This is a genomic window from Thomasclavelia sp. (assembly GCF_047249845.1).
GTDB lineage: Bacteria > Bacillota_I > Bacilli_A > Erysipelotrichales > Coprobacillaceae > Thomasclavelia.
Map to the genome: position 1 here is coordinate 1 of NZ_JBKTWO010000019.1, position 21,449 is coordinate 21,449.

The following is a 21,449-nucleotide window of genomic DNA, read 5'->3' on the forward strand; positions in this document are numbered from 1 at the left end:
ATCATCATAAACAGTTTGAGCATTTTCTAATGCTGCTTTGAATTCATCAGCTACTGCTGGAACAATCTTATCTAGCTGTTCTTGAGTTACAGCTTTGGCCATATCAATTGCAATTGATAGAGCCTGCTTATTTAATTGTATTCTAACTAGATTATCTTTAGCTTCTAATAGATTATTATAAGCTTGAGTAATCTGTTCAATTTTTGCTTTTTCAGCGTTATAAATATTTTTAGCTATAATTAATGCGTGATCTAATTCTTCAACAGTTGAATTTATGTAATCTTCTGAATTGATTTTTGAGCACTCATTAATTAAATTTTTTAGAATATATCTTATAGTATTATTTAATTTATTTTGTGCATTTAAATAATCGTTAATTGTTGATGTTTGATTTATATAAATATTATTTGCTTCATTATAATTTGTTTTAATTAATAATTGTAAAGTAGGATCAAGATGATTAAATTTATTACTATTAATTATGTTTTTTATTTCAATAAGGGCATTAAATAATTCTTCTTTTTCAATACTATCATTTGTATAATTTTTGTAAGTTTTTAATACTTGATTTGGTTCAAGAGCATAGTTATATACTTTAAATTCATCAATATTTGATTTCTGTAAATATTTACCAGTATTACCAGAACCTATTACATATGGGTTATTTGTGTCCATATTCATTTCTTTTATTTTATCAAAATCTTTATTACTTGAAGATAACTTACCATCCACATATAGACTGAGTTCTTGATCTCTGTTAGCTACAACAGTAATATAATGCCATGAACCATTCATAGCAGTTTTATCACGGTTGTGTGATGAACTGTCATATCTAGCCTCTCCATCACCTACATTTACATATAACCCATCATAATTACATATAAATAACCCTTTATCATTTCCAGAATCACCTGATTTATTTGCAAAAAAGACTGTATCTTGTTTATCTTCGTTTGATTTAAACCAATAGGAAATAGTAAAATCATTTAATCCTAGTTTAAAATGTTCAGGAATTTCAATATAGCCATGACCAGTAATTAAAGAATTACCCATGAACCCTGTTTCAAAGCTAGGATCGTTAACTAATTTTCCATTATAGCTATTATTTTTGTCTATAGCATCATTATTATCAAAATTATAATAGAGAACTGGTTTTTTAATTGGGGCTATCTTTTCTTCTAAGTTTGTTATATATTGACGTAGATCTAATACATTTGAATAAAGATTATCTTTAGTGATTATTTCATTTTCAATTGTTTTAACTATATTTTCTAAATTTTCTATACTATCTATTTCATAATTGTCTTTGTTATTTAAATAAGAATGTGCTTCTAATAATGTGTTATCTAACAATTGTGTTGGTATAACATCATGATCATCATTTAATATTAGATCTGCATATAAAATATCATGATCAGATGGATTTCCTTCTAAAACTCCAATATTATCAAAAGTAATATTTGTAGTTGTAAAAATGTGATCAGTAATGCCTATCTTCATTGTTGAATCCATATCTGCTGTATTATACCAGGTATTATTCCAACCATTAGCGCCATTGAAGTTTAATAATAGCTGATCTAATTCTTCTTTAGATTGATCGGTATTAAAATCACCTGTTATAATTTTATATGGTGTTTTATCATTGTTTACTGTTTCAATTAATTCATTTATTTGAGCTTTTTTATACTCAGCATATAGTTCACTGTCTTCAAGCCAGACAATATGGGTGTTATATACTGCAACTTCTTTATCACCAATTTGAATAGTTGATTTAACATAGGAACGATTTGTAGAGTCATTTATTTGATAATTTTTACCATCAATATTATGTAATGGATATTTAGATATTATAGCACTTCCTCCCCATACTACATCATCACCATAACCAGCTTTAAAAGCATTATAAGGAAAACTTCCTATTTTAGTAAGATGGTCAATTTGTCCATTGCCATTTGGCTGCCAATTTGCTTCCTGTAAACCTGCTAAATCGACATTGATACTTTCTAGCTGTTCGTTTATTGTTTCTAAGTTAGGGTATCCCCAACCATAAATATTATATGTTGCAATTGTAAGAACATCTTTTTCACTAAAATTAAATTTCATTTCTTTGCTTATACTTTTATTTGCTTTGCTTAATTTTATTGAATATATATTGTTATCTATATACTTGATTTCTAGTTCGATTCCAGTAGTATCTTTAAGTTGTTTTTTTATAAATGAAGTAACTTCTTTTGATCTCATTTCTTGGTTTGCTTTTAAAGGGATTTTGATATTGCCAGAAATTAGACCGTCTAAAATTTGAGTAAGTTCAAGTTGAATATCCCCAGCAAGTCCTAAATAAATATTTTGAATTTCTTTTGATGATAGTGCTTGATTAAAAACTTTAAATTCATCATATAGAGCAGAGTGCAGGTATTCTCCAGTAGAACCAGCTCCTAAGACATAGTTTTGGTTAGTATCAAGTGAGATATTATTTAAAATACTGAATTCAGTATTTTCACTAGATAATTTTCCATCAACATAAATTGCTAATGTTTGATTTCTTTTGGCACTAATTACAACATGTCGCCAATTACCGTCTAAAACTGTTTCATCTCGTGAATATGATGAGGTATCAAATCTTTTGCCCTTATAACCTGCATTACCGAAAACACCATTGTAATTCATAATTGAAAATCCATCATCTATTCCTGAACTTCCGTCTTTGTTTGCAAAAAGTACAGTATCATTTTTAGATTCTAATGATTTTATTAAAAATGATATAGAGAAATCACTTTTACCTAATTTGAAATTTTCAGGTAATTTAATATAGCTGTTATCTGAGATTTTTAATGCTTTACCAAATCCTGCTTTACTAGCAGTAAATTTAGGATTGTTGACTAATTGTCCGTTATATGTACCTGTCTTATCGATAGCATTTTCATTATCAAAGTTATAGTATAAAATTGGTTCTGGATCTTGAGTTTTTGTTAATCCATATATTGTATTAGTACCCAAGATACTACTAATTAATAAAATGATAAGACTAATTATTTTTATTTTATAATTTATTTTCATTTTTTCACCTCCATTATTTATAAATTTAATTAGTTAAAACAGATATAATATAGTTATCACTTATCTTTAATGTATTTAATCATAGTTTAAGACCTCCTTTTTTATGTTGGTATACTAATTGTAACATACAGATTTTATACTTTGTATTTTCATTTATCTTTATATGTGTAAAAAATGTAACGTTTTTAATATAGTGTTACCTTTTAAATTTTACAGTAACTGATATTTTATAATGGAGAAATACAAATTTTTTATATCAAATCAAACAATAAAATATAATAATTAAATTTTTTATAAATAATTGAACATCTATTATAAAAATGTTCATAATTAATATATGGAGGTAATTAAAGTGAACAAAGAAAAAGTTAGAGTAGTACAGTATGGATGTGGAAAAATGGCTAAATATATTATTCGTTATCTATACGAAAAAGGTGCAGACATTGTTGGAGCAATTGATGTAAATCCAGATGTTGTGGGTAAAGATATTGGAGAATTTGCAGAATTAGGATTTAATTTGGGAGTAACGATTAGTGATGATGCTGATAAAGTATTGGATGAATGCGATCCGGATATTGCAATTGTAACTTTATTTAGCTTTATGAATGATTGTTATCCATATTTTGAAAAATGTGTACGACGTGGCATTAATGTTGTCACAACCTGTGAAGAAGCGATTTATCCTTGGACTACAGCTTCTAAAATTACTAATAAATTAGATGAATTAGCTAAGGAAAATGGATGTACGATCGTTGGATCGGGGATGCAGGATATTTATTGGGTCAACATGATTGGAGCAGTTGCTAGTGGTGTTCATCATATTGATAAAATTGAAGGCGCTGTTTCTTACAATGTCGAAGATTATGGTTTAGCACTTGCTAAAGCACATGGAGCTGGATTTACTCCAGAGCAGTTTGAAAAAGAATTAGCTCATCCTGAAACATTAGAGCCTGCTTATGTATGGAATTCTAATGAGGCATTATGTAATAAAATGGGGTGGACGATTAAGTCGCAAACACAAAAATGTGTACCATATTATTATGATAAAGATCTCTATTCGCAAACTCTTGGAGAAACAATTCCTAAAGGTAACTGTATTGGAATGTCAGCTATTGTTACTACAGAAACATTTCAAGGACCTATAATTGAAACTCAGTGTATTGGTAAAGTATATGGACCAGATGATGGAGATATGTGTGACTGGAAGATTATCGGTGAACCTAATGTGACTTTTTATGTAGAAAAACCAGCTACAGTTGAACATACTTGTGCTACGATCGTTAATCGTATTCCTTCTATTTTGCTTGCACCATCAGGTTATATGACGGTTGAAAAACTTGCTGAGTTAGAATATTTATCTTATCCGATGCATTTGTATTGCGATGAATAGTTATTGAATCCTTCGGGATTCTTTTTTTATATTGATAATCGATATAGTTAAATGTATAATATAAATAGATGATATATCGAATATCAATATAGAGGTGATAGATTTGGCCAGAAAAGAATTTGAAACTTTAACACCCCAAATGTTTTATATATTAGTTGTTTTATATCAGCCAAGGCATGGTTATGAAATTATGAATGAGATTGCGACAATTACTAATGATGAAATTAAAGTAGGGGCAGGGACACTGTATACTTTATTATCACGTTTTTTAAGTGATGGTTATATTGAACTTGTTGATGAAATTGATCGAAAAAAAATATATCAGATTACAACATTCGGTAAAGAAAAACTGCAAGAGGAAAAAAGAAGAATGGAGCTGCAAATAAAAATATTAAATAATCAAAGTTAGGGGATGTTATTATGAAGGTAAGATACAGAATTATTAATGATTTATTAATGCATGAAGATAACTGTATTGCTTATTTGGAAAAAATGGCAGTAAAAGGCTGGAAATTAGAAAAGGTTGGCTTGACATGGTTTAAATTTAAAAAACAAATTCCTAAACAATTAAAATATCAATTTGATTATCTTCCTTTAGAAGATGAATATTTAAAGATATTAGCAGCAGATGGTTATAAGTTTGTTGATAATTTTCGGGATATTTCTATTTTTTATAACGAAAATATTGAGGCTCCAGATCTACATACAGATAAAGTTACAAAATTGATGGCTTTAAAAAATAATTATAAGTTAACTAATATTGTTGCAATCTTTATAATATCACTAATATTCTTTATCATGGATAAAGATCCTGGGGGATTTTATAAAATACTTGTAAGGGATACTGTTGGGAGTTATGTTTTAAATAGTAGTTTAGTATTTAATCGTTATTTTTTTGATCTGTTACTGTTTATGTTTTGTTTGGATGGTGTAATTCAATTATTATGCCGATATAATCTTAATTTAAAGATAGCAGATAAAAAATCACATGATAGATTAATAAGATATTTATATTGGTTTGAAAATATAGTTAGTTTAGTAATCTTATTTATAGTAATTATTTATTCTATAAACATTGCTTTTTATAATCCGATGATGCTGATTAGTTTAGGTGTATGTGCATTAATTTATATTCCTTTTGCCTATTTTATTAATAAAATAGTTTATCGTGAAAATGATTTTGATAGACGGATGGTTAAACGTATTTTTGCAGTTGCTTTGTTTTTGGCAGCAATGTTTATCGTTGATAGGCTTGATTTTAATAGCAAAGATGATCTTATTTACAGTAAATTCCAAGTAGCTCCGCAGATTACTAATGAACAGTCAAAGACGTTATTGATCAGCAGATTTTCGATTTATGGAAGTGATGATGAAGATACAATATTTTATGAAAGTATATATACATGTTTTAATGAATATTTTGCAAGAGAAACATTTAAAGAGTTGATTTGTCAGGGGGAACGAGAATCACGAATGCCAACGATTATAGATGGTGGATCTGTTGAAGATTCATGGTTAGAAGATAAAAAATATTTGTCTTATAATCAGGCAATCAAGAAATTTATTAGATTAGAAAATAAATATGTTGATGAATGCTATAATTTCAATGATGAATATTATGCTATCAAGGATAATAAAATATTAATTTCCAAACTTATTGATGGCGTTGATATTAATAATGTATTACAAGATTATTTTAATTAATGATTAATTGGAAAGATGTGAATACTTTGATAGTAAAAATTGATAATAGTTATAGCGGTGATTTGAAAATAGAGTAGTAAATACAATAATCGGTACACATGTTTTTATTATCTTTTATGTATGAGAAAAATAATCTAAGAATTTTTTAAGATTAATTAAAAACTAAATATTTAAGAAATAAATTATATAAAAAGCCATTTCATATTATCATGAAATGGCTAGTATTTTTTATAATAAAAAAATAGCAAAAGCTATCTTAACTAACTAATGGCAGAGGTAGTAGGAGTCGAACCCACATCAACGGTTTTGGAGACCGGTATTCTACCATTGAACTATACCTCTATTTCCAACTGCCTTAATATAATAACATAAGTTTTATAACTTGTAAATAAAAAAGTTAAATGTTTTAAAAAATAAATATTTGTCAAATTATATATCTTAGATAAATCTTAAGAAAATCATAAGAATTATCTTATTGAATGCACAAAACACATGGTTTATAATAAGCAAAGTATTGATTTATAATGAGAGGATGTAGTTATGAATAATAAATTATCTATAGTAATAAATAAATTAGGTCATAGTTTAGGAATATTTCTATTAATGTGTGTAATTGCTACAGTTACAATCTATTTTTTTATTGGAGGAGTATATTTTAGTTCATATAATCTTGATAGTCAGTATAATATGATCATTGTTCCAATAATGATGATAATAATATTTATTTTAATGTATGTGATATTTAAAAAAATCAAACAGCTTGATTTAGAAAATAAAAGATTATATCAAAATATTCTTATCACAATTACTGTTGTAATTATTGCACTTCAATTATATAGTATCTATGCAATCAGTGTTAAACCTAGTTGGGATTTTGGAGTACTTCATCGTGAAGCAATTGCATTAGCAACTAAAGAGAGTCAAATAACTAATATAGCTTATTTTAGTACTTATACAAATAATAATTTAATGTTATTGATATTGACAGGAGTATATAAATTTTTAGGTTGGTTTAATATAACTAATTTTACAACTGCAAGCTGCATTATTAATATTTTTGTAATTGATCTTTCATTGGTTGTTAATTATTATAGTGTAAAAAGATTATTTAATCGTAATATGGTTATTATGTTTATGATTCTAACTATGTTTTGTCTTCCGATATATACTTATGTGCCCATTTTTTATACAGATACTTACCCAATGATTTGGGGTTCGTTAATTGTTTTATTATATATAAAAATGTTTCAAACTAATAATATTAAAGAAAAGTATATCGAAGCTGTTTTAATTGGAATTTGTACATTGATTGGTTTTGAGTTAAAAGCAACAATCTTGATATTAGCTATAGCTATAATTATACATTATTTGTTTACTAATAAAGGATTAAAAAAGTTAATTATAATTGCAATTGTTATAACTTCCTTTATTGTATCGATGATGGCGTACAATAAAATAATAGATAAAACGGGTCTTTTTAATAAGCTTGATTATGAATCTGAAGCATTACCTTATGTTCATTGGGTGATGATGGGATTAAATAAGACAGGGGGATTTAATCGTAAAGATTTTAATTTCTCTAAATCAATTATTGGTAAAGAAGCTAAAACAGAGGCTGCCAAAGATGTAATTATAGAAAGATTAAATAATTATGGTTTTAGTGGTTTGATAAAACATTTGGGGAATAAAATTAATTATACTTATGGAGATGGTACATATTATTCAGTATCAATATTATCACGTAAACCAAGGAATTCTAATTCTTTAGGCTATAATCTTTTGTCAAAAGAAGGTAAATATATAAATGGAACTATTTATGTTGCTAATAGTTATAATATATTTATTTTATCAATGTTGTTATTGTCGATGGTCAATGGTTTTAGGAAAAGTAAGTTAGATTTTCTTAGTTTTTTAAGAATCCTGTTATTTGGATTAATGGTGTTTTTGTTGATTTGGGAGTCTAAGCCTAAATATCTTGTGAATTTTTTACCGATATTTAATATTTTGGTTTTAGATGGAATGATATTTTATGAAAAAATTATTGATAGAATAAGAAAGAAGGGTTATTTATGGATACATTAGCAGTTATTGTGCCATGTTATAATGAACAAGAGGTTCTTTTAACGACAATAAAGCAAATCGATCAGTTACTATTATCGTTGATTGGAAAAGGAAAAATAAGTGATAATAGCTATGTAATATATGTAAATGATGGTAGTAGTGATGATACATGGAATATTATTGAAAATAATTATAAAGTATATCAACATTTACAAGGGTTAAATTTAGCAGGTAATGTTGGCCATCAAAATGCTTTATTAGCGGGAATGCATCATGTTAGTGATAAATGTGATATGGCAATATCAATTGATGCAGATCTTCAAGATGATATCAATGTTATTGAACGAATGATTGATAAATATTATCAGGGATGTAATATTGTTTATGGGGTTAGGGATGATCGTAGTAGTGATACTGTTTTTAAACGTATTACTGCCCAGACATTTTATAAGTTGATGCATTTTTTAGGTGTTAAATCAATTTATAATCATGCTGATTTTCGTTTGATGGATAAACGCGCTTTACAGTTTTTAAAAGAATATCCTGAAAGAAATTTATTTTTAAGAGGGATGGTTACATTATTAGGACTAAATAGTGATCGTGTTTATTATTCTCGTAAAGAAAGAGAAGCCGGTGAATCAAAATATCCTTTAAAAAAGATGCTTTCGTTTGCATTTGATGGAATTACTTCTTTTAGTATAAAACCAATAACAATGATTTTAATATTAGGGATCATAATTATGTTTTTTTCCATAGTAGCAATTATTTATACTTTAGTGTCATATATAAATGGTCATAGCGTAGCAGGATGGGCTTCAATAATGATTTCAATCTGGTTTTTAAGTGGGGTTCAATTATTTGGAATTGGTTTGATAGGTGAATATATTGGAAAGGTATATTTAGAGACTAAAAGGCGACCTCGATATCATGTTGCAAGCTGGTTAGGTGAAAAAGATGTTTAAAGAATATTATCAAAAATATCGGCAGATTATTTTATATCTATTTTTTGGAGCTGGGACTACGTTAGTAAATATAGTAGTTTATTATATATGTGGACATATATTTGATTTATCTGTTTTTTTTAGTACTGTTATTGCTTGGATATTATCAGTACTTTTTGCTTATGTGACAAATAAGATCTGGGTCTTTTCTTCACATCATAATGGTATAAGAGATATTTTGATTGAATTTACACGTTTTGTTAGCTGTCGTATAACAACAGGAGTGATTGATGTGATCATTATGATGGTATTTTGTACTTGGCTGGGATTAAATGATTTAATGATTAAAATAGGTTCTAATGTAATAGTTGTTATAATGAATTATATTTTCAGTAAATTAATTATTTTTAAGGAATGATATTAACCTATACTAATTCTAATTTTATTCATATGGTAGATTAGAAGGGGGAATTAAATGAATAGATTAGAATTAGCTATTTCATCAATTAAATGCCAAAGATTTGATAAAATATATCCGATCATGAAAGGTTTTCATAGAGGAACAATTTTTGAAGAATTGGATTTGCCATGGGGTGAAATACGATGATGAATAACAATGATTTGTTAATGCAAATTATGATGTTAGATTTTGCTGTTCAAGATGCTTCACTATTTTTAGATACTCATCCTTGTGATGAAGAAGCAATGAAATATTTTAATGAAGCAACTACACGTTTGAAAAACGCTAAAAAAGAATATCAAAGACAAGGAAAAGTTTTAGTTAATCGAGAAATCGATGCTTATCAAAACGGTTATTTAGATGCTCCTTGGCCATGGGAAGGTGACAGAAAATGTGGTTGTATGAAAAACGCTTGCAATATCCAGTAAATATTACTAAGCCAAATGCTAAAGCTGCTGCAGTTATAATTGATCAATTGGGTGGTCCTGATGGCGAGTTAGCTGCTGCACTTAGATATTTATCACAACGTTATACAATGCCTTATCCTGAAATACAGGCTTTATTAACTGATATAGGAACTGAAGAACTTGCACATGTTGAGATTATTAGTGCTATTTTATATCAATTAACTACAGATTTAACAATTGATGAAATAAAAGCACAAGGATATGATAAATACTTTGTTGATCATACATTAGGTATCTATCCTCAAGGTGCTAGCAATGTACCTTTTACAGCTGCCTATTTCCAATCTAAAGGAGATCCAATTACTGACTTAACTGAGGATATGGCAGCAGAACAAAAAGCTCGAACAACGTATGACAACATTTTAGCACTTGTTGATGACGAAGAAATTAAAAAACCAATTCGTTTTTTAAGAGAACGCGAAATTGTTCATTACCAAAGATTTGCAGAAGCATTAGAGATTGTTAAAAAGAATTTAAATTGTGAAAATTATTATGCTTTTAATCCTGCATTTAAAAATGGTAAATGTAAAAAATGAGATAGCTAGGCCTACAAATTTGTAGGCCTATTAAAATAAATAACAATTATGTAATAAGAAAGATTAATTATATTGATTTAATCGCAACTTTGTGACATAATAATATGACTTTAGTAAAAAGGAGTTAAATTAATGATATCAACACAGAATGTATCTTTACAATATGGTGATCGTGCTTTATTTGAAAATGTAAGTGTTAAATTCACTGATGGTAATTGTTATGGAATTATTGGTGCTAATGGGGCTGGAAAAAGTACTTTTTTAAAAATCTTAGCTGGTGAGATTGAACCAAATAAAGGAGAAGTTATTTTAGAACCACATAAGCGTTTATCGGTATTAAAGCAAGATCATTTTGCCTATGATGAAAATGGAGTAGTAGAAACTGTTATCATGGGTAACAAACGTCTTTATGAAATTATGCAGGAAAAGGAAAAATTATATGCGAAACCTGATTTTAATGATGAAGATGGAATAAAATTAGCTGAACTTGAAGGTGAATTTGCAGAAATGGATGGCTGGAATGCTGAAGTTGATGCAGAAATCATGTTAAATGGATTAGGAATTGGCGAAGATCTACATAATTTAAAGATGAAAGAATTAGATGGTAATCAAAAAGTAAAAGTATTACTTGCTCAAGCTTTATTTGGTAATCCTGATGTTTTATTATTAGACGAACCAACTAACCATCTTGATCTAGATAGTATTCGCTGGTTAGAAAATTTCTTAATGAATTTTAAAAATACTGTTATTGTAGTAAGTCATGATAGATATTTCTTAAATAAGGTTTGCACTCATATTGCTGATATTGATTATTCAAGAATTCAGTTATATGTTGGAAACTATGATTTCTGGTATGAATATAGTCAATTACAATTACAACAGGCCAAAGATCAAAATAAAAAAGCTGAAGCAAAAAAGAAAGAATTAGAAGAATTTATTGCCCGCTTTTCAGCTAATGCTTCAAAAGCAAAACAAGCAACATCAAGAAAGAAATTATTAGATAATTTAGAAATGGTTGATATAAAACCATCACTTCGTCGTTATCCGTTTATTGCTTTTAAACCAGGGCGAGAAGTTGGTAATATTGTTTTAAAAGTAGAAGGGTTATCAAAAACAGTTGATGGTGTTAAATTATTAAATAATGTTAGTTTTTCAATTAACCCTAAAGAAAAGGTAGCTTTTGTTGGTGACGTTAAAGCAACAGAAACGTTCTTTAAGATTATTATGGGAGAATTAGAACCTGATGAAGGAACTTTCCAATGGGGGGTTACAACATCACAATCATATTTCCCTAAAGATAATTCAGAATTTTTTAATAATTGTGATTTAACATTAGTAGACTGGTTACGTCAATTTTCAGTAAAAGATGAATATGAACAGGATCTACGAGGATGGCTGGGGAGAATGTTATTCTCTGGTGAAGAAGCATTAAAAAAAGCTTCAGTATTATCTGGAGGAGAAAAAGTTCGTTGTATGTTAGCTAAAATGATGATGGCTGAAGCCAATGTTTTGGTTTTAGATGAACCAACTAACCATCTTGATCTTGAATCTATCCAAGCTTTAAACCAAGGTTTAATTAATTTTAAAGAAAATATTTTATTTACTAGTCATGATCATCAATTTGTTCAAACAATTGCAAATAGAATTATTGAATTTAATGAAAATGGTATTGTAGATCGTTTATCAACATATGATGAATATTTAGAATATAAAGAAAATAACAAGTAGGTACTAGGTATCTACTTTTCTTTTGTGTATAATGTAGATAATGAATTATTTAGGAGGATAGTTATGAATAATACGATTAAGGAATTATTTGAGCGTAAATCAGTTCGAGTATATCAGGATAAACCAATTGAAGCAGATAAAAAACAGTTGATTTTAGATGCTGCCATTCAAGCTCCAACAGCAGGAAATATGACTTTGTATTCGATTATTGATGTACAAGATCAAGTAATTAAAGAGAAATTAGCAAAAACTTGTGATAATCAGCCTTTTATTGCGAAAGCACCATTGGTTCTTATTTTTGTGGCAGATTACCAAAAATGGTATGATGCTTTTAAATATTATCATAGTGAAGATGAAATACGTTCACCATCGTACGGAGATTTTTTATTAGCTTTTAGTGATACATTGATTGCTGCTCAAAATGCCGTTGTAGCAGCTGAAAGTATGGGAATTGGAAGTTGTTATATCGGTGATATTATTGAACAGTATGAGATTCATCGTGAATTGTTAAATTTACCACAGTATACTGCACCAGTAGGAATGTTGGTGATGGGGTATCCAACTGAGCAGCAGCTTAATCGGAAAAAACCAGCACGTTTTGATTCTAAATATGTTGTTAGTGTTGATCAATATAATAAGTTTGATAATGAAAAATTAGTAGAGATGTTTGATGAACGTGCTAAACTTGCTAATCGTAGTAGTGGACGAGTTTTTGTAGATGATATTTATAATCGTAAGTGGACAAATCCTTTTATTGAGGAAATGACCCGTTCATCTAAATTGTGGATCGAGCAGTGGGGAAAAGAGAATGAAGAATCTTAGGATTCTTTTTCTTTGGATAAGTATTGACAATTTAAATGATCTGATTATAATATATAGCATGCTATCTATTTGAGGAGGAGATAATATGCCTAATAAGAAAATTGGATTTTTAATTAAACAGGTTCATAATCTTCAAGAACAGCGTTTGAATAAAAAGTTTGAGCGTTTTGGTTTAACTGGAGCCCAAACATTCACGCTAGTTAATTTATTTAAAGCTCGAGAAAAAAATGAAAAATTGAATCAAAAAGATCTAGAAAGAATTTTAGATATTTCAAATCCTACAGTAACTGGAATTTTAAATCGATTAGAGGCAAAGAATTTAATTAAACGTGTTCCATGTAAACACGATGCAAGAATTAAATATATCGAAGTTACAAAAAAAGCAATCGAGTTAGATAAGGAAATTCGTAAAACTTTTGAAGAATCAGAATATGAATTAGTAAGCTCATTGTCTTTAGAAGAAATAGATAGACTAAGCCAATATTTGGTTAAAATATTAAGAAGTAATTCTTAATATTTATTTTAAATCGATTCATAGCGAGCTATATATTTAGGAGGTAGGTAAATGTTAAAAACACTTTTAACACAAGTAAAAGAATATAAAGGTGCTGCTATTTTAACCCCAATATTAGTTATTTTAGAGGTTATTTTAGAAGTTGCAATTCCTTTTTTAATGTCAATGATCATTGATAAAGGAATTAATGTTAATGATCTAGATGCAGTAATGAAAATAGGTGCAATAATGTTGATTGCTTCTTTTGTGTCATTAATAGCTGGGGCATTAGCAGGTAAATATGCGGCTAAAGCATCGACTGGATTTGCGAAAAACTTAAGAAAAGCAATGTATTACAATATTCAGGAATTTTCTTTTGCTAATATTGATAAATATTCAACAGCTGGTTTAGTAACTCGTTTAATGACTGATGTTACTAATGTACAAAATGCTTTTCAAATGGTAATTAGGATGTGTATTAGAGCTCCATTAATGTTGATTAGTGCAATGGTAATGGCTTTTACAATTAATGCTCAACTTGCATTGGTATTTGTAGTTGCAATTATATTTTTAGGAATTTTTCTAACTTTTATTATGACAAGAGCTCATCCCTTATTTAAACGTATTTTTAGAACCTACGATGATTTAAATGCATCAGTTCAAGAAAATATTAATGGAATTCGGGTTGTTAAAGCATATGTACGTGAAGAATTTGAGGATCAAAAATTTAAAAAAACTTCAGGTTTAATCTATAAATTATTTCTTAAAGCGGAGAATTATTTAGTTTTTAATCAGCCTTTAATGCAATTTACAGTTTATGGTTGTATTATTATGATTTCCTGGTTTGGAGCTCATATGATTGTTGGAGGAACTCTAACCACTGGTGAATTAACTAGTATGTTTACTTATGTAATGATGATTTTAATGAGTTTGATGATGTTATCAATGGTCTTTGTTATGATTGTTATGTCAATTGCATCAGCTCAAAGAATTAGTGAAGTTATTAATGAAAAATCAACATTGCATAATCCTAGTAAGCCTGATTATAAAATTGAAGATGGTTCAATTGACTTTAATCATGTCTACTTTTCATATTTTGATGATCAAGATGAAGTTAATTTGAGAGATATTAATGTTCATATCAAATCGGGACAAACAATTGGAGTAATTGGTGGTACGGGAAGTGCTAAATCAACCTTTGTTCAATTAATTCCTAGATTATATGATGCTACCAAAGGAGAAGTACTTGTTGGTGGTAAAGATGTACGCAATTATGATATAGATACGTTAAGAAATGAAGTAGCTATGGTATTACAAAAAAATGTATTATTTTCAGGAACGATTAAAGAAAATTTACGTTGGGGTAAAAAAGATGCTACGGATCAGGAAATTGAACATGTATGTAAATTAGCGCAAGCTGATGAATTTATTCAACGTTTTCCAGATAAATATGATACCTATATAGAGCAGGGTGGAAGTAATGTATCTGGTGGACAGAAACAAAGGTTGTGTATTGCTCGAGCGTTATTGAAAAAGCCAAAGATATTAATATTAGATGATTCTACTAGTGCAGTTGATACAAAAACAGATGCTTTGATTCGTAAAGCTTTTAAAGAAGAAATTCCTGGAACGACAAAAATTATTATTGCGCAAAGAATAAGTTCGGTTGAAGATGCTGATTTAATTATTGTGCTAGATGATGGTAAAATCAGTGCTATGGGAACTAATCAGGAATTATTAGAAACGTGTGAGATTTATCAAGATATCTATCAAACCCAAAAGAAGGGAGGAAGTCTAAGTGAATAAAAATCAAATGAAAACATTAAAAAGATTACTTGGTTTTGTTATTTCTAGACATCGAAATGCTTGTATTTTGGTATTGGTTTTAATTATTATTAGTACGATTGCCAATGTTGCAGGTTCTATCTTTATAAAGAGTTTAATAGATGATTATATTACCCCATATCTAAGTATGTCAAATCCAAATTTTAATCCTCTACTAAATGCGATTTTAAAGATGATTGCTATTTATGGAATTGGAGTAATTGCTACTTACTCATTCAATAAAATACTAATTAAAGTATCTCAAGGTTCTTTAAAAGAAATAAGAGATACAATGTTTGAACATATGGAACAATTGCCAATTCAATATTTTGATACTCATAACCATGGGGATATAATGTCTATCTATACAAATGATGCAGATACATTAAGACAGATGATTTCTCAAAGTGTTCCTCAGGTTATTGTATCGGCAATGACGATTATCAGTGTTTTTATTTCAATGCTGGTTATTAGTCTTCCTCTTACAGTTATTAGTGTAGTTATGGTTTTTGTAATGTTTGGGGTATCTAAACATGTTACTAATAAAAGTGGTAAATATTTCTTTGATCAACAAACTAATCTTGGTAAAGTTAATGGCTTTATTGAAGAAATGATGGAAGGACAAAAGGTTGTTAAAGTATTTACCCATGAACAAGAAGCAAAAATGGATTTTGACAAAGTAAATGAACAGTTATTTCAAAGTGCTTATGCCGCCAATAAATATGCTAATATTTTAATGCCGTTAATAGGAAATTTAAGTTATGTTAGTTATGTACTAGTTGCTATTATTGGTGGGGTACTTGCGATTAATGGTTATGCTGATTTAACAGTAGGAACATTGGCATCATTTTTACAATTAAATCGATCATTTAATCAACCAATTGGTCAAATTTCTCAACAAGTGAATATGGTTTTAATGGCATTAGCGGGGGCTAGTCGAATCTTTGCTTTGATGGATGAAGAAGTGGAAATTGATGAGGGTCATGTTACGCTTGTTAATGCTAAAGAAAATGCTGATGGTTCTTTAATGCCAGTAAAACATCGTACTGGTATCTGGGCTTGGGAACATAAACGACCAGATGGTTCAGTTGAATATGTTCGTTTAGCTGGTGATGTCCGTTTTCATGATGTGACATTTGGCTATAACGATAATAAGACAATTTTATATGATATGAATCTATTTGCTAAACCTGGTGAAAAGTTAGCTTTTGTAGGAGCTACAGGGGCTGGTAAAACAACAATTACTAATTTAATCAATCGTTTCTATGATATCCAAAAAGGTTCGATCACATATGATGGCATTGATATTAAACTAATTAAAAAAGCTGATTTAAGAAAGTCTTTAGGAATTGTTTTACAAGATACACATTTGTTTACAGGAACGATTATGGATAATATACGTTATGGTAAACTTGATGCTACTGATGAAGAATGTATTGCAGCAGCTAAGCTGGCAAATGCCCATGAATTTATTATGCATTTAGAACATGGTTATCAAACAATGCTTAGTGGTGATGGCTCAAGTTTATCACAGGGACAATGTCAGTTATTAGCCATTGCTCGAGCTGCAGTTGCTAATCCTCCAGTATTGATTTTAGATGAGGCAACATCAAGTATTGATACTAGAACAGAAAGTATTGTTCAAAGTGGTATGGATAAATTGATGGAAGGTAGAACGGTATTTGTTATTGCTCATCGTTTATCAACGATTAAAAATTCTGATGCAATCATGGTTCTTGATCAAGGTAGAATTATTGAACGTGGTGATCATGATAAATTAATTAAAGAAAGAGGAACTTACTATCAGTTGTATACTGGTGGTTTAGAATTAGATTAAATTAAAATCGAAACCTTATTTTAATAGGTTTCGATTTTTTGCTTTTGATAAAATAATAAATAAAGCAATTAAGATAGCAAAGATAATTATATGTATAACTGAAAATTCATTAATAATAAGGTTACCTGAATAGAAGCTATTTAAGGACATTTTATTGATAAATGAGATATTTATGATTCCAATCGCTAAAGGAAAAGCTGTAATGGCACAAAGGATAAAAAGAGCTGGATATGTGTTTTTTACTATTTGTGAAATCATAAAGATAAGAGTTATTGTTACATAAATCATAAATAAGCGAATCAAATAGAGTAAGATAATTTGATAAATTAAAGGTATATGTAAACCAATATTCGTTAATTCTATAATAGCCTGGTTAGATGCAGTTATGTTAGATAAACCATATTGCTGTATAATATAACAGAGTTGAGGAATGTATGTGATAAGTGTACATATAGTTGCAATCAAAATGCATAATTTCCATTTTTGCTTAAACAACTCTTTACTTCCATTTTTTTGTCCATTAATAAGCTTGATCATCCCAGAAGAATATTCACTGGCGATAAAAGGTGTAAATAAGATGATAATCGTTAAAACTAAAATCATCATCAAGATAAAATCGGTTTTATAGCTATCAAAACCTTTTCCAAATAATTCTAAATATCCAGTTTCATAAATAATTGGATAATCTGGATGGTCAAGGACATAGTTTACTCGTTCAAGAACTCTTTGAAAAGCTCTTTCGCTTAATAATTGGGTAGAAACATAGTTATCAATCGCATCTTTTTCATTTTGACTGATTTTACCAGACTGTAAATCAATGGATGCTTGATTACTTTTTTGGTGAAGTTCTTCAAATCTTTTTGTTTCCTTTTCAATAATTTGCTGTTTTTTTGCATCATATGGTCCATTTAAGACAGACATATAATTTTTATAATAATACTCATCTCCAGAAATATCATGGCTAACATTCATTGTAAACCAGGTTGTAGCGATACTAAATATAATTAGGATAATTAGTCCTTTTTGAATAATTAGTAATTTATAACATTCATGACTAAATATACTGACATTTATTCTAAAACTATTTTTTCTTTTTGGGTGCCAGGATGTTAGAGTATCTGTTGTTTTATCTTTAGAAAGTACGTAGATGTTTAAGAAGATAAAAAATGGCAGGATAATAGAAGTTATAATCCAAAAGACGGTTATAGTATTGATTGGGTAACCAATGATATTGAGATTTAAATAAGATTGATAGATAGGGTTTACTAGTAAATAAGGAATAATGTTAATGTATTTTAAAAGACTAAAAATCGAATTGTCTGGTATCATTAAATATAATGCAAAAGATATGCCAAATAGAAGGATTGTTAAAAAGTATAGTTCAATAGTCTTCTTGGATTTTAAGGCAATGAATAAAAAGATCATTGCTATAAGCGAATAAATAGTTATTTTTGAAAGAAGAAATAACAGTAAATATTGACCAGTTGAAATAGCTAAGGTTGAAGTTGTAAAGTTAGTAATAGATTGAATACTAACAGATAGAGGGAAAGAGCCATTTTTTATACAACTAACAAAGATATTACTCCCCCAAAATAATAAAACTGTCATAAGCGACATTAAAAGAATTACAGAAGTTTTAGCAGTAATCAAACCAGTTCTTCCTTCTTTAGTAGATTTTAATAAAAAGAAGAGCTGGTGTTCTTTTTCGTATATAAGAAGAGAACTGATGATAAAGAATATAAAAACTAGAGCAATTAGATCAGTAGGAGCAAAATCAATCGCACTGATAAATGCAATATTATTTGTAAATGAAAGTTTTACATTATCTAATGCTTGATAATCTTTAATTGTTTTATTTGCATTTCTTTTTTGAAAATCACTTTGATTTTTAAAGATTGCAACTTGTGAGTCTTGACTGCTTTGCTTTATTGAAGCAAGGTAATCAGGGTAAGAAGTTATTTTTTTCCATTGTTTGTTTAAGTCGTTGAAAAGTTCTAATTCTCCAGAAAAACTATGAGTATATTTGTATTCATCAATATTATTGAATATAAGTGCTTGATAATATTCTTCAATAAACGGGCCTTTTTTATCATCATTTAATGTACTAATTTCATGATAAGCTTTTTGATAATCAGCAGCATTATAATATTCACCAGGATTTGTAGCAGCTAATAAACCGATGTTTATTAAAAGAGCAATAATGAGGGTAAATATACATGATTTGTTTCGTAAAATTTTATGAAACTCTTGAAAGAAGATCTGCATATTATCCTCCTTTCTTTCCATCACTGAAATGATATAAATAAACATCTTCAAGATTTGGAATTGATTCTTGATAATGATATTCAATAGGTGGCTGATTAGCTAAAATACGAACTAATAAGCCATCGGCTTGTTGAGTAATATTACTTACTAAATATATATCTTGTATTTTTTTTAATTCTTTTTCTTTGATAAATATTTCAAAAACTTTTCCTTGGATAGACTTGCAAAAGTCTAAAGGGGACTGGTGATCTAAAATATTACCATTTTTTATAAGAATAACTTCTTTTGCAATATGTTCAATATCAGATACAACATGAGTGGCAAAAAGAATAATTTTATCACCTGCTATTTCAGATATAATATTTCTGATTCGAATCCGTTCTTTAGGGTCAAGTCCAGCAGTTGGTTCATCTAAAATAATAATATCAGGCTGGTTCATGATTGCTTGTGCGACGAGGATCCTTTGTTTCATACCGCCAGAATACTGTCCTAATAAACGATGGGCATCTTCTTGTAGATTGACAATCTTTAATACACGATCAATTTCTGTTTTAGTTGTTTTTTTATCCATTCCTTTTAAAGCAGCCATGTAATTTAAAAAACGATAAGCATTGAATTGTTCATATAAACCCTGTTGTTGAGGCATATAACCTAAAATAGCACGATAATCTTTATTTAATTCACTGATGTTTTTACCGTTGTATAAAATACAACCACTGCTAGGTTTTAAATTACCAGTTAAAAGATTAATAAGTGTTGATTTTCCTGCTCCATTTGAACCTAAAAGAGCATAAATACCTGGAGTTAAAGTTAAGTTAATGTTATTTAGGGCTAATAAATTTCCATATGATTTAGATAGTTGTTGTATTTCTATTTTCATAACTTATTTCCTCGCAATCTTTATGTATACATATGTTTTTACTATAGCATAAAAAAAGAGAAAATTTTTATTTTCTCAATTAAACGGTCAGATTTGTGATTGAATGGCAGTCTTTTAATCATAAAGAATTTTTAAAAGTAATTTTTTTTGGCGCCGGCTAACATCAAAACGAGTATTAATACCTTTTAGATAAAGTCCATTTTTAGAAAACGTAGAAACTTTATTTTTATTAATAATTATATTACGATTAATATACATAAAATCATCTCCTAAAAGGTTTAAGATCTTTTTTAGAGTTGTATTTTTTACAATTATATATCTATCATCATATGTTATGGCAACATTCATAGATCCCAAATACATACAATAAATAATCTTATCAATTTTTATCGAAACTATTTGTCCGTCTATTTTTAATTCAATAGTACTATATATTTTAATTCTTGAAATGTTTTCAATTAACTCTTCTTCTAAATTATCTGTATCAATAAATCCATAGATATTAGGACCAAAAGCTTTTTTGCACGTATCATCATAATTAGAGATAAAAATAATTTTTTTATCTTCATTAGCTTTTGCATATTCAATCCCATTACAATCAGGCAAATTCATATTTAATAGTAAAAAATCAAACTCTTTATCTATTTGATAGACTGAATTATATGTATAAGTTCTTATTTCATCAAAATTTAAAAGTAATATATTTTTTATTTTATCACAACAATACTGATCATTGTCTATTATCGCAATTGTAATCATAGCAATTTCTCTCCCCTAAACTACTTTTTATTATTATATTTTTTATTTTTCTTTTTATATTTTAGCATAGGAGTTATATGATAGTAAACTAAAGTAATAAAAATATATTATGGATATTTATACTAATAAAATAATTTTAGATATAAATATTGACCGTTTAATCAAATATTTAACCGTTTAGTATGAAGGCTAGTAAATTTCTTTTTTTTTATGCTATAGTGAAAA

The 21,449-nt window shown here is 28.2% G+C and carries 18 protein-coding genes and 1 tRNA gene; 14 read left to right on the forward strand and 5 right to left on the reverse strand.

Annotated elements, in window-relative coordinates:
* A partial coding sequence (locus ACLR9T_RS06665) for a LamG-like jellyroll fold domain-containing protein (RefSeq protein WP_413108759.1) occupies positions 1 to 3,057 on the reverse strand: 3,057 nt, incomplete at its 3' end.
* Between the two features lie 352 nt (positions 3,058 to 3,409).
* Between ACLR9T_RS06665 and ACLR9T_RS06670 the strand changes: the two genes are divergently transcribed.
* The 3 genes from ACLR9T_RS06670 (at position 3,410) to ACLR9T_RS06680 (ending at position 6,151) form a co-directional block, all read left to right on the forward strand.
* Positions 3,410 to 4,447, forward strand: coding sequence for a dihydrodipicolinate reductase (locus tag ACLR9T_RS06670; protein ID WP_413108760.1), 1,038 nt, complete (start codon positions 3,410 to 3,412; stop codon positions 4,445 to 4,447).
* Between the two features lie 94 nt (positions 4,448 to 4,541).
* On the forward strand, positions 4,542 to 4,856 hold the full coding sequence (locus tag ACLR9T_RS06675; RefSeq protein ID WP_413108761.1) for a PadR family transcriptional regulator: 315 nt from the start codon (positions 4,542 to 4,544) through the stop codon (positions 4,854 to 4,856).
* 11 nt (positions 4,857 to 4,867) lie between these two features.
* The gene (locus tag ACLR9T_RS06680; RefSeq protein ID WP_413108762.1) at positions 4,868 to 6,151 is read left to right on the forward strand and encodes a DUF2812 domain-containing protein; all 1,284 of its coding nucleotides are present in this window, start codon (positions 4,868 to 4,870) and stop codon (positions 6,149 to 6,151) included.
* Between the two features lie 268 nt (positions 6,152 to 6,419).
* On the opposite strand, the gene ACLR9T_RS06685 is transcribed toward ACLR9T_RS06680, so the two are convergent.
* A tRNA-Trp gene (locus tag ACLR9T_RS06685) sits at positions 6,420 to 6,493 on the reverse strand.
* Positions 6,494 to 6,691: 198 nt separating this feature from the next.
* On the opposite strand from ACLR9T_RS06685, the gene ACLR9T_RS06690 reads away from it, so the two are divergent.
* From ACLR9T_RS06690 to ACLR9T_RS06740, 11 genes are all read left to right on the forward strand, one after another.
* Positions 6,692 to 8,233, forward strand: a complete 1,542-nt coding sequence (locus tag ACLR9T_RS06690; RefSeq protein WP_413108763.1) for a hypothetical protein — start codon at positions 6,692 to 6,694, stop codon at positions 8,231 to 8,233.
* A complete protein-coding gene (locus tag ACLR9T_RS06695; protein ID WP_413108764.1) occupies positions 8,221 to 9,174 on the forward strand; it encodes a glycosyltransferase family 2 protein in 954 nt (317 codons plus the stop codon). Before ACLR9T_RS06690 ends, ACLR9T_RS06695 begins: the two co-directional genes overlap by 13 nt.
* The gene (locus tag ACLR9T_RS06700) at positions 9,167 to 9,571 is read left to right on the forward strand and encodes a GtrA family protein (protein WP_413108765.1); all 405 of its coding nucleotides are present in this window, start codon (positions 9,167 to 9,169) and stop codon (positions 9,569 to 9,571) included. Before ACLR9T_RS06695 ends, ACLR9T_RS06700 begins: the two co-directional genes overlap by 8 nt.
* Positions 9,572 to 9,628: 57 nt before the next feature.
* On the forward strand, positions 9,629 to 9,760 hold the full coding sequence (locus ACLR9T_RS06705) for a spore coat associated protein CotJA (protein WP_413108766.1): 132 nt from the start codon (positions 9,629 to 9,631) through the stop codon (positions 9,758 to 9,760).
* Positions 9,757 to 10,041, forward strand: a complete 285-nt coding sequence (locus ACLR9T_RS06710) for a spore coat protein CotJB (RefSeq protein WP_413108767.1) — start codon at positions 9,757 to 9,759, stop codon at positions 10,039 to 10,041. The genes ACLR9T_RS06705 and ACLR9T_RS06710 overlap by 4 nt, the downstream gene beginning before the upstream one ends.
* Positions 10,005 to 10,616: a manganese catalase family protein gene (locus ACLR9T_RS06715; RefSeq protein WP_413108768.1), complete on the forward strand. Its 612-nt coding sequence runs from the start codon at positions 10,005 to 10,007 to the stop codon at positions 10,614 to 10,616. The genes ACLR9T_RS06710 and ACLR9T_RS06715 overlap by 37 nt, the downstream gene beginning before the upstream one ends.
* A 132-nt stretch (positions 10,617 to 10,748) precedes the next feature.
* A complete protein-coding gene (locus ACLR9T_RS06720; RefSeq protein WP_413108769.1) occupies positions 10,749 to 12,344 on the forward strand; it encodes an ABC-F family ATP-binding cassette domain-containing protein in 1,596 nt (531 codons plus the stop codon).
* Between the two features lie 63 nt (positions 12,345 to 12,407).
* Positions 12,408 to 13,166, forward strand: coding sequence for a nitroreductase family protein (locus ACLR9T_RS06725; RefSeq protein ID WP_413108770.1), 759 nt, complete (start codon positions 12,408 to 12,410; stop codon positions 13,164 to 13,166).
* Between the two features lie 85 nt (positions 13,167 to 13,251).
* On the forward strand, positions 13,252 to 13,680 hold the full coding sequence (locus ACLR9T_RS06730; RefSeq protein WP_413108771.1) for a MarR family winged helix-turn-helix transcriptional regulator: 429 nt from the start codon (positions 13,252 to 13,254) through the stop codon (positions 13,678 to 13,680).
* A 51-nt stretch (positions 13,681 to 13,731) separates the two neighbouring features.
* A complete protein-coding gene (locus tag ACLR9T_RS06735; protein ID WP_413108772.1) occupies positions 13,732 to 15,465 on the forward strand; it encodes an ABC transporter ATP-binding protein in 1,734 nt (577 codons plus the stop codon).
* Between the two features lie 7 nt (positions 15,466 to 15,472).
* Entirely contained in the window at positions 15,473 to 17,320 is a 1,848-nt protein-coding gene (locus tag ACLR9T_RS06740; RefSeq protein ID WP_413108806.1) for an ABC transporter ATP-binding protein, read from the forward strand.
* A 15-nt stretch (positions 17,321 to 17,335) separates the two neighbouring features.
* On the opposite strand, the gene ACLR9T_RS06745 is transcribed toward ACLR9T_RS06740, so the two are convergent.
* The 3 genes from ACLR9T_RS06745 to ACLR9T_RS06755 all read right to left on the reverse strand — a co-directional run bounded on the left by ACLR9T_RS06745 (position 17,336) and on the right by ACLR9T_RS06755 (position 21,224).
* The gene (locus ACLR9T_RS06745; RefSeq protein WP_413108773.1) at positions 17,336 to 19,585 is read right to left on the reverse strand and encodes a hypothetical protein; all 2,250 of its coding nucleotides are present in this window, start codon (positions 19,583 to 19,585) and stop codon (positions 17,336 to 17,338) included.
* A 1-nt stretch (position 19,586) separates the two neighbouring features.
* Positions 19,587 to 20,465, reverse strand: coding sequence for an ATP-binding cassette domain-containing protein (locus ACLR9T_RS06750; RefSeq protein ID WP_413108774.1), 879 nt, complete (start codon positions 20,463 to 20,465; stop codon positions 19,587 to 19,589).
* A 114-nt stretch (positions 20,466 to 20,579) separates the two neighbouring features.
* A complete protein-coding gene (locus ACLR9T_RS06755; RefSeq protein ID WP_413108775.1) occupies positions 20,580 to 21,224 on the reverse strand; it encodes a LytTR family transcriptional regulator DNA-binding domain-containing protein in 645 nt (214 codons plus the stop codon).
* Positions 21,225 to 21,449: the final 225 nt, after the last annotated feature.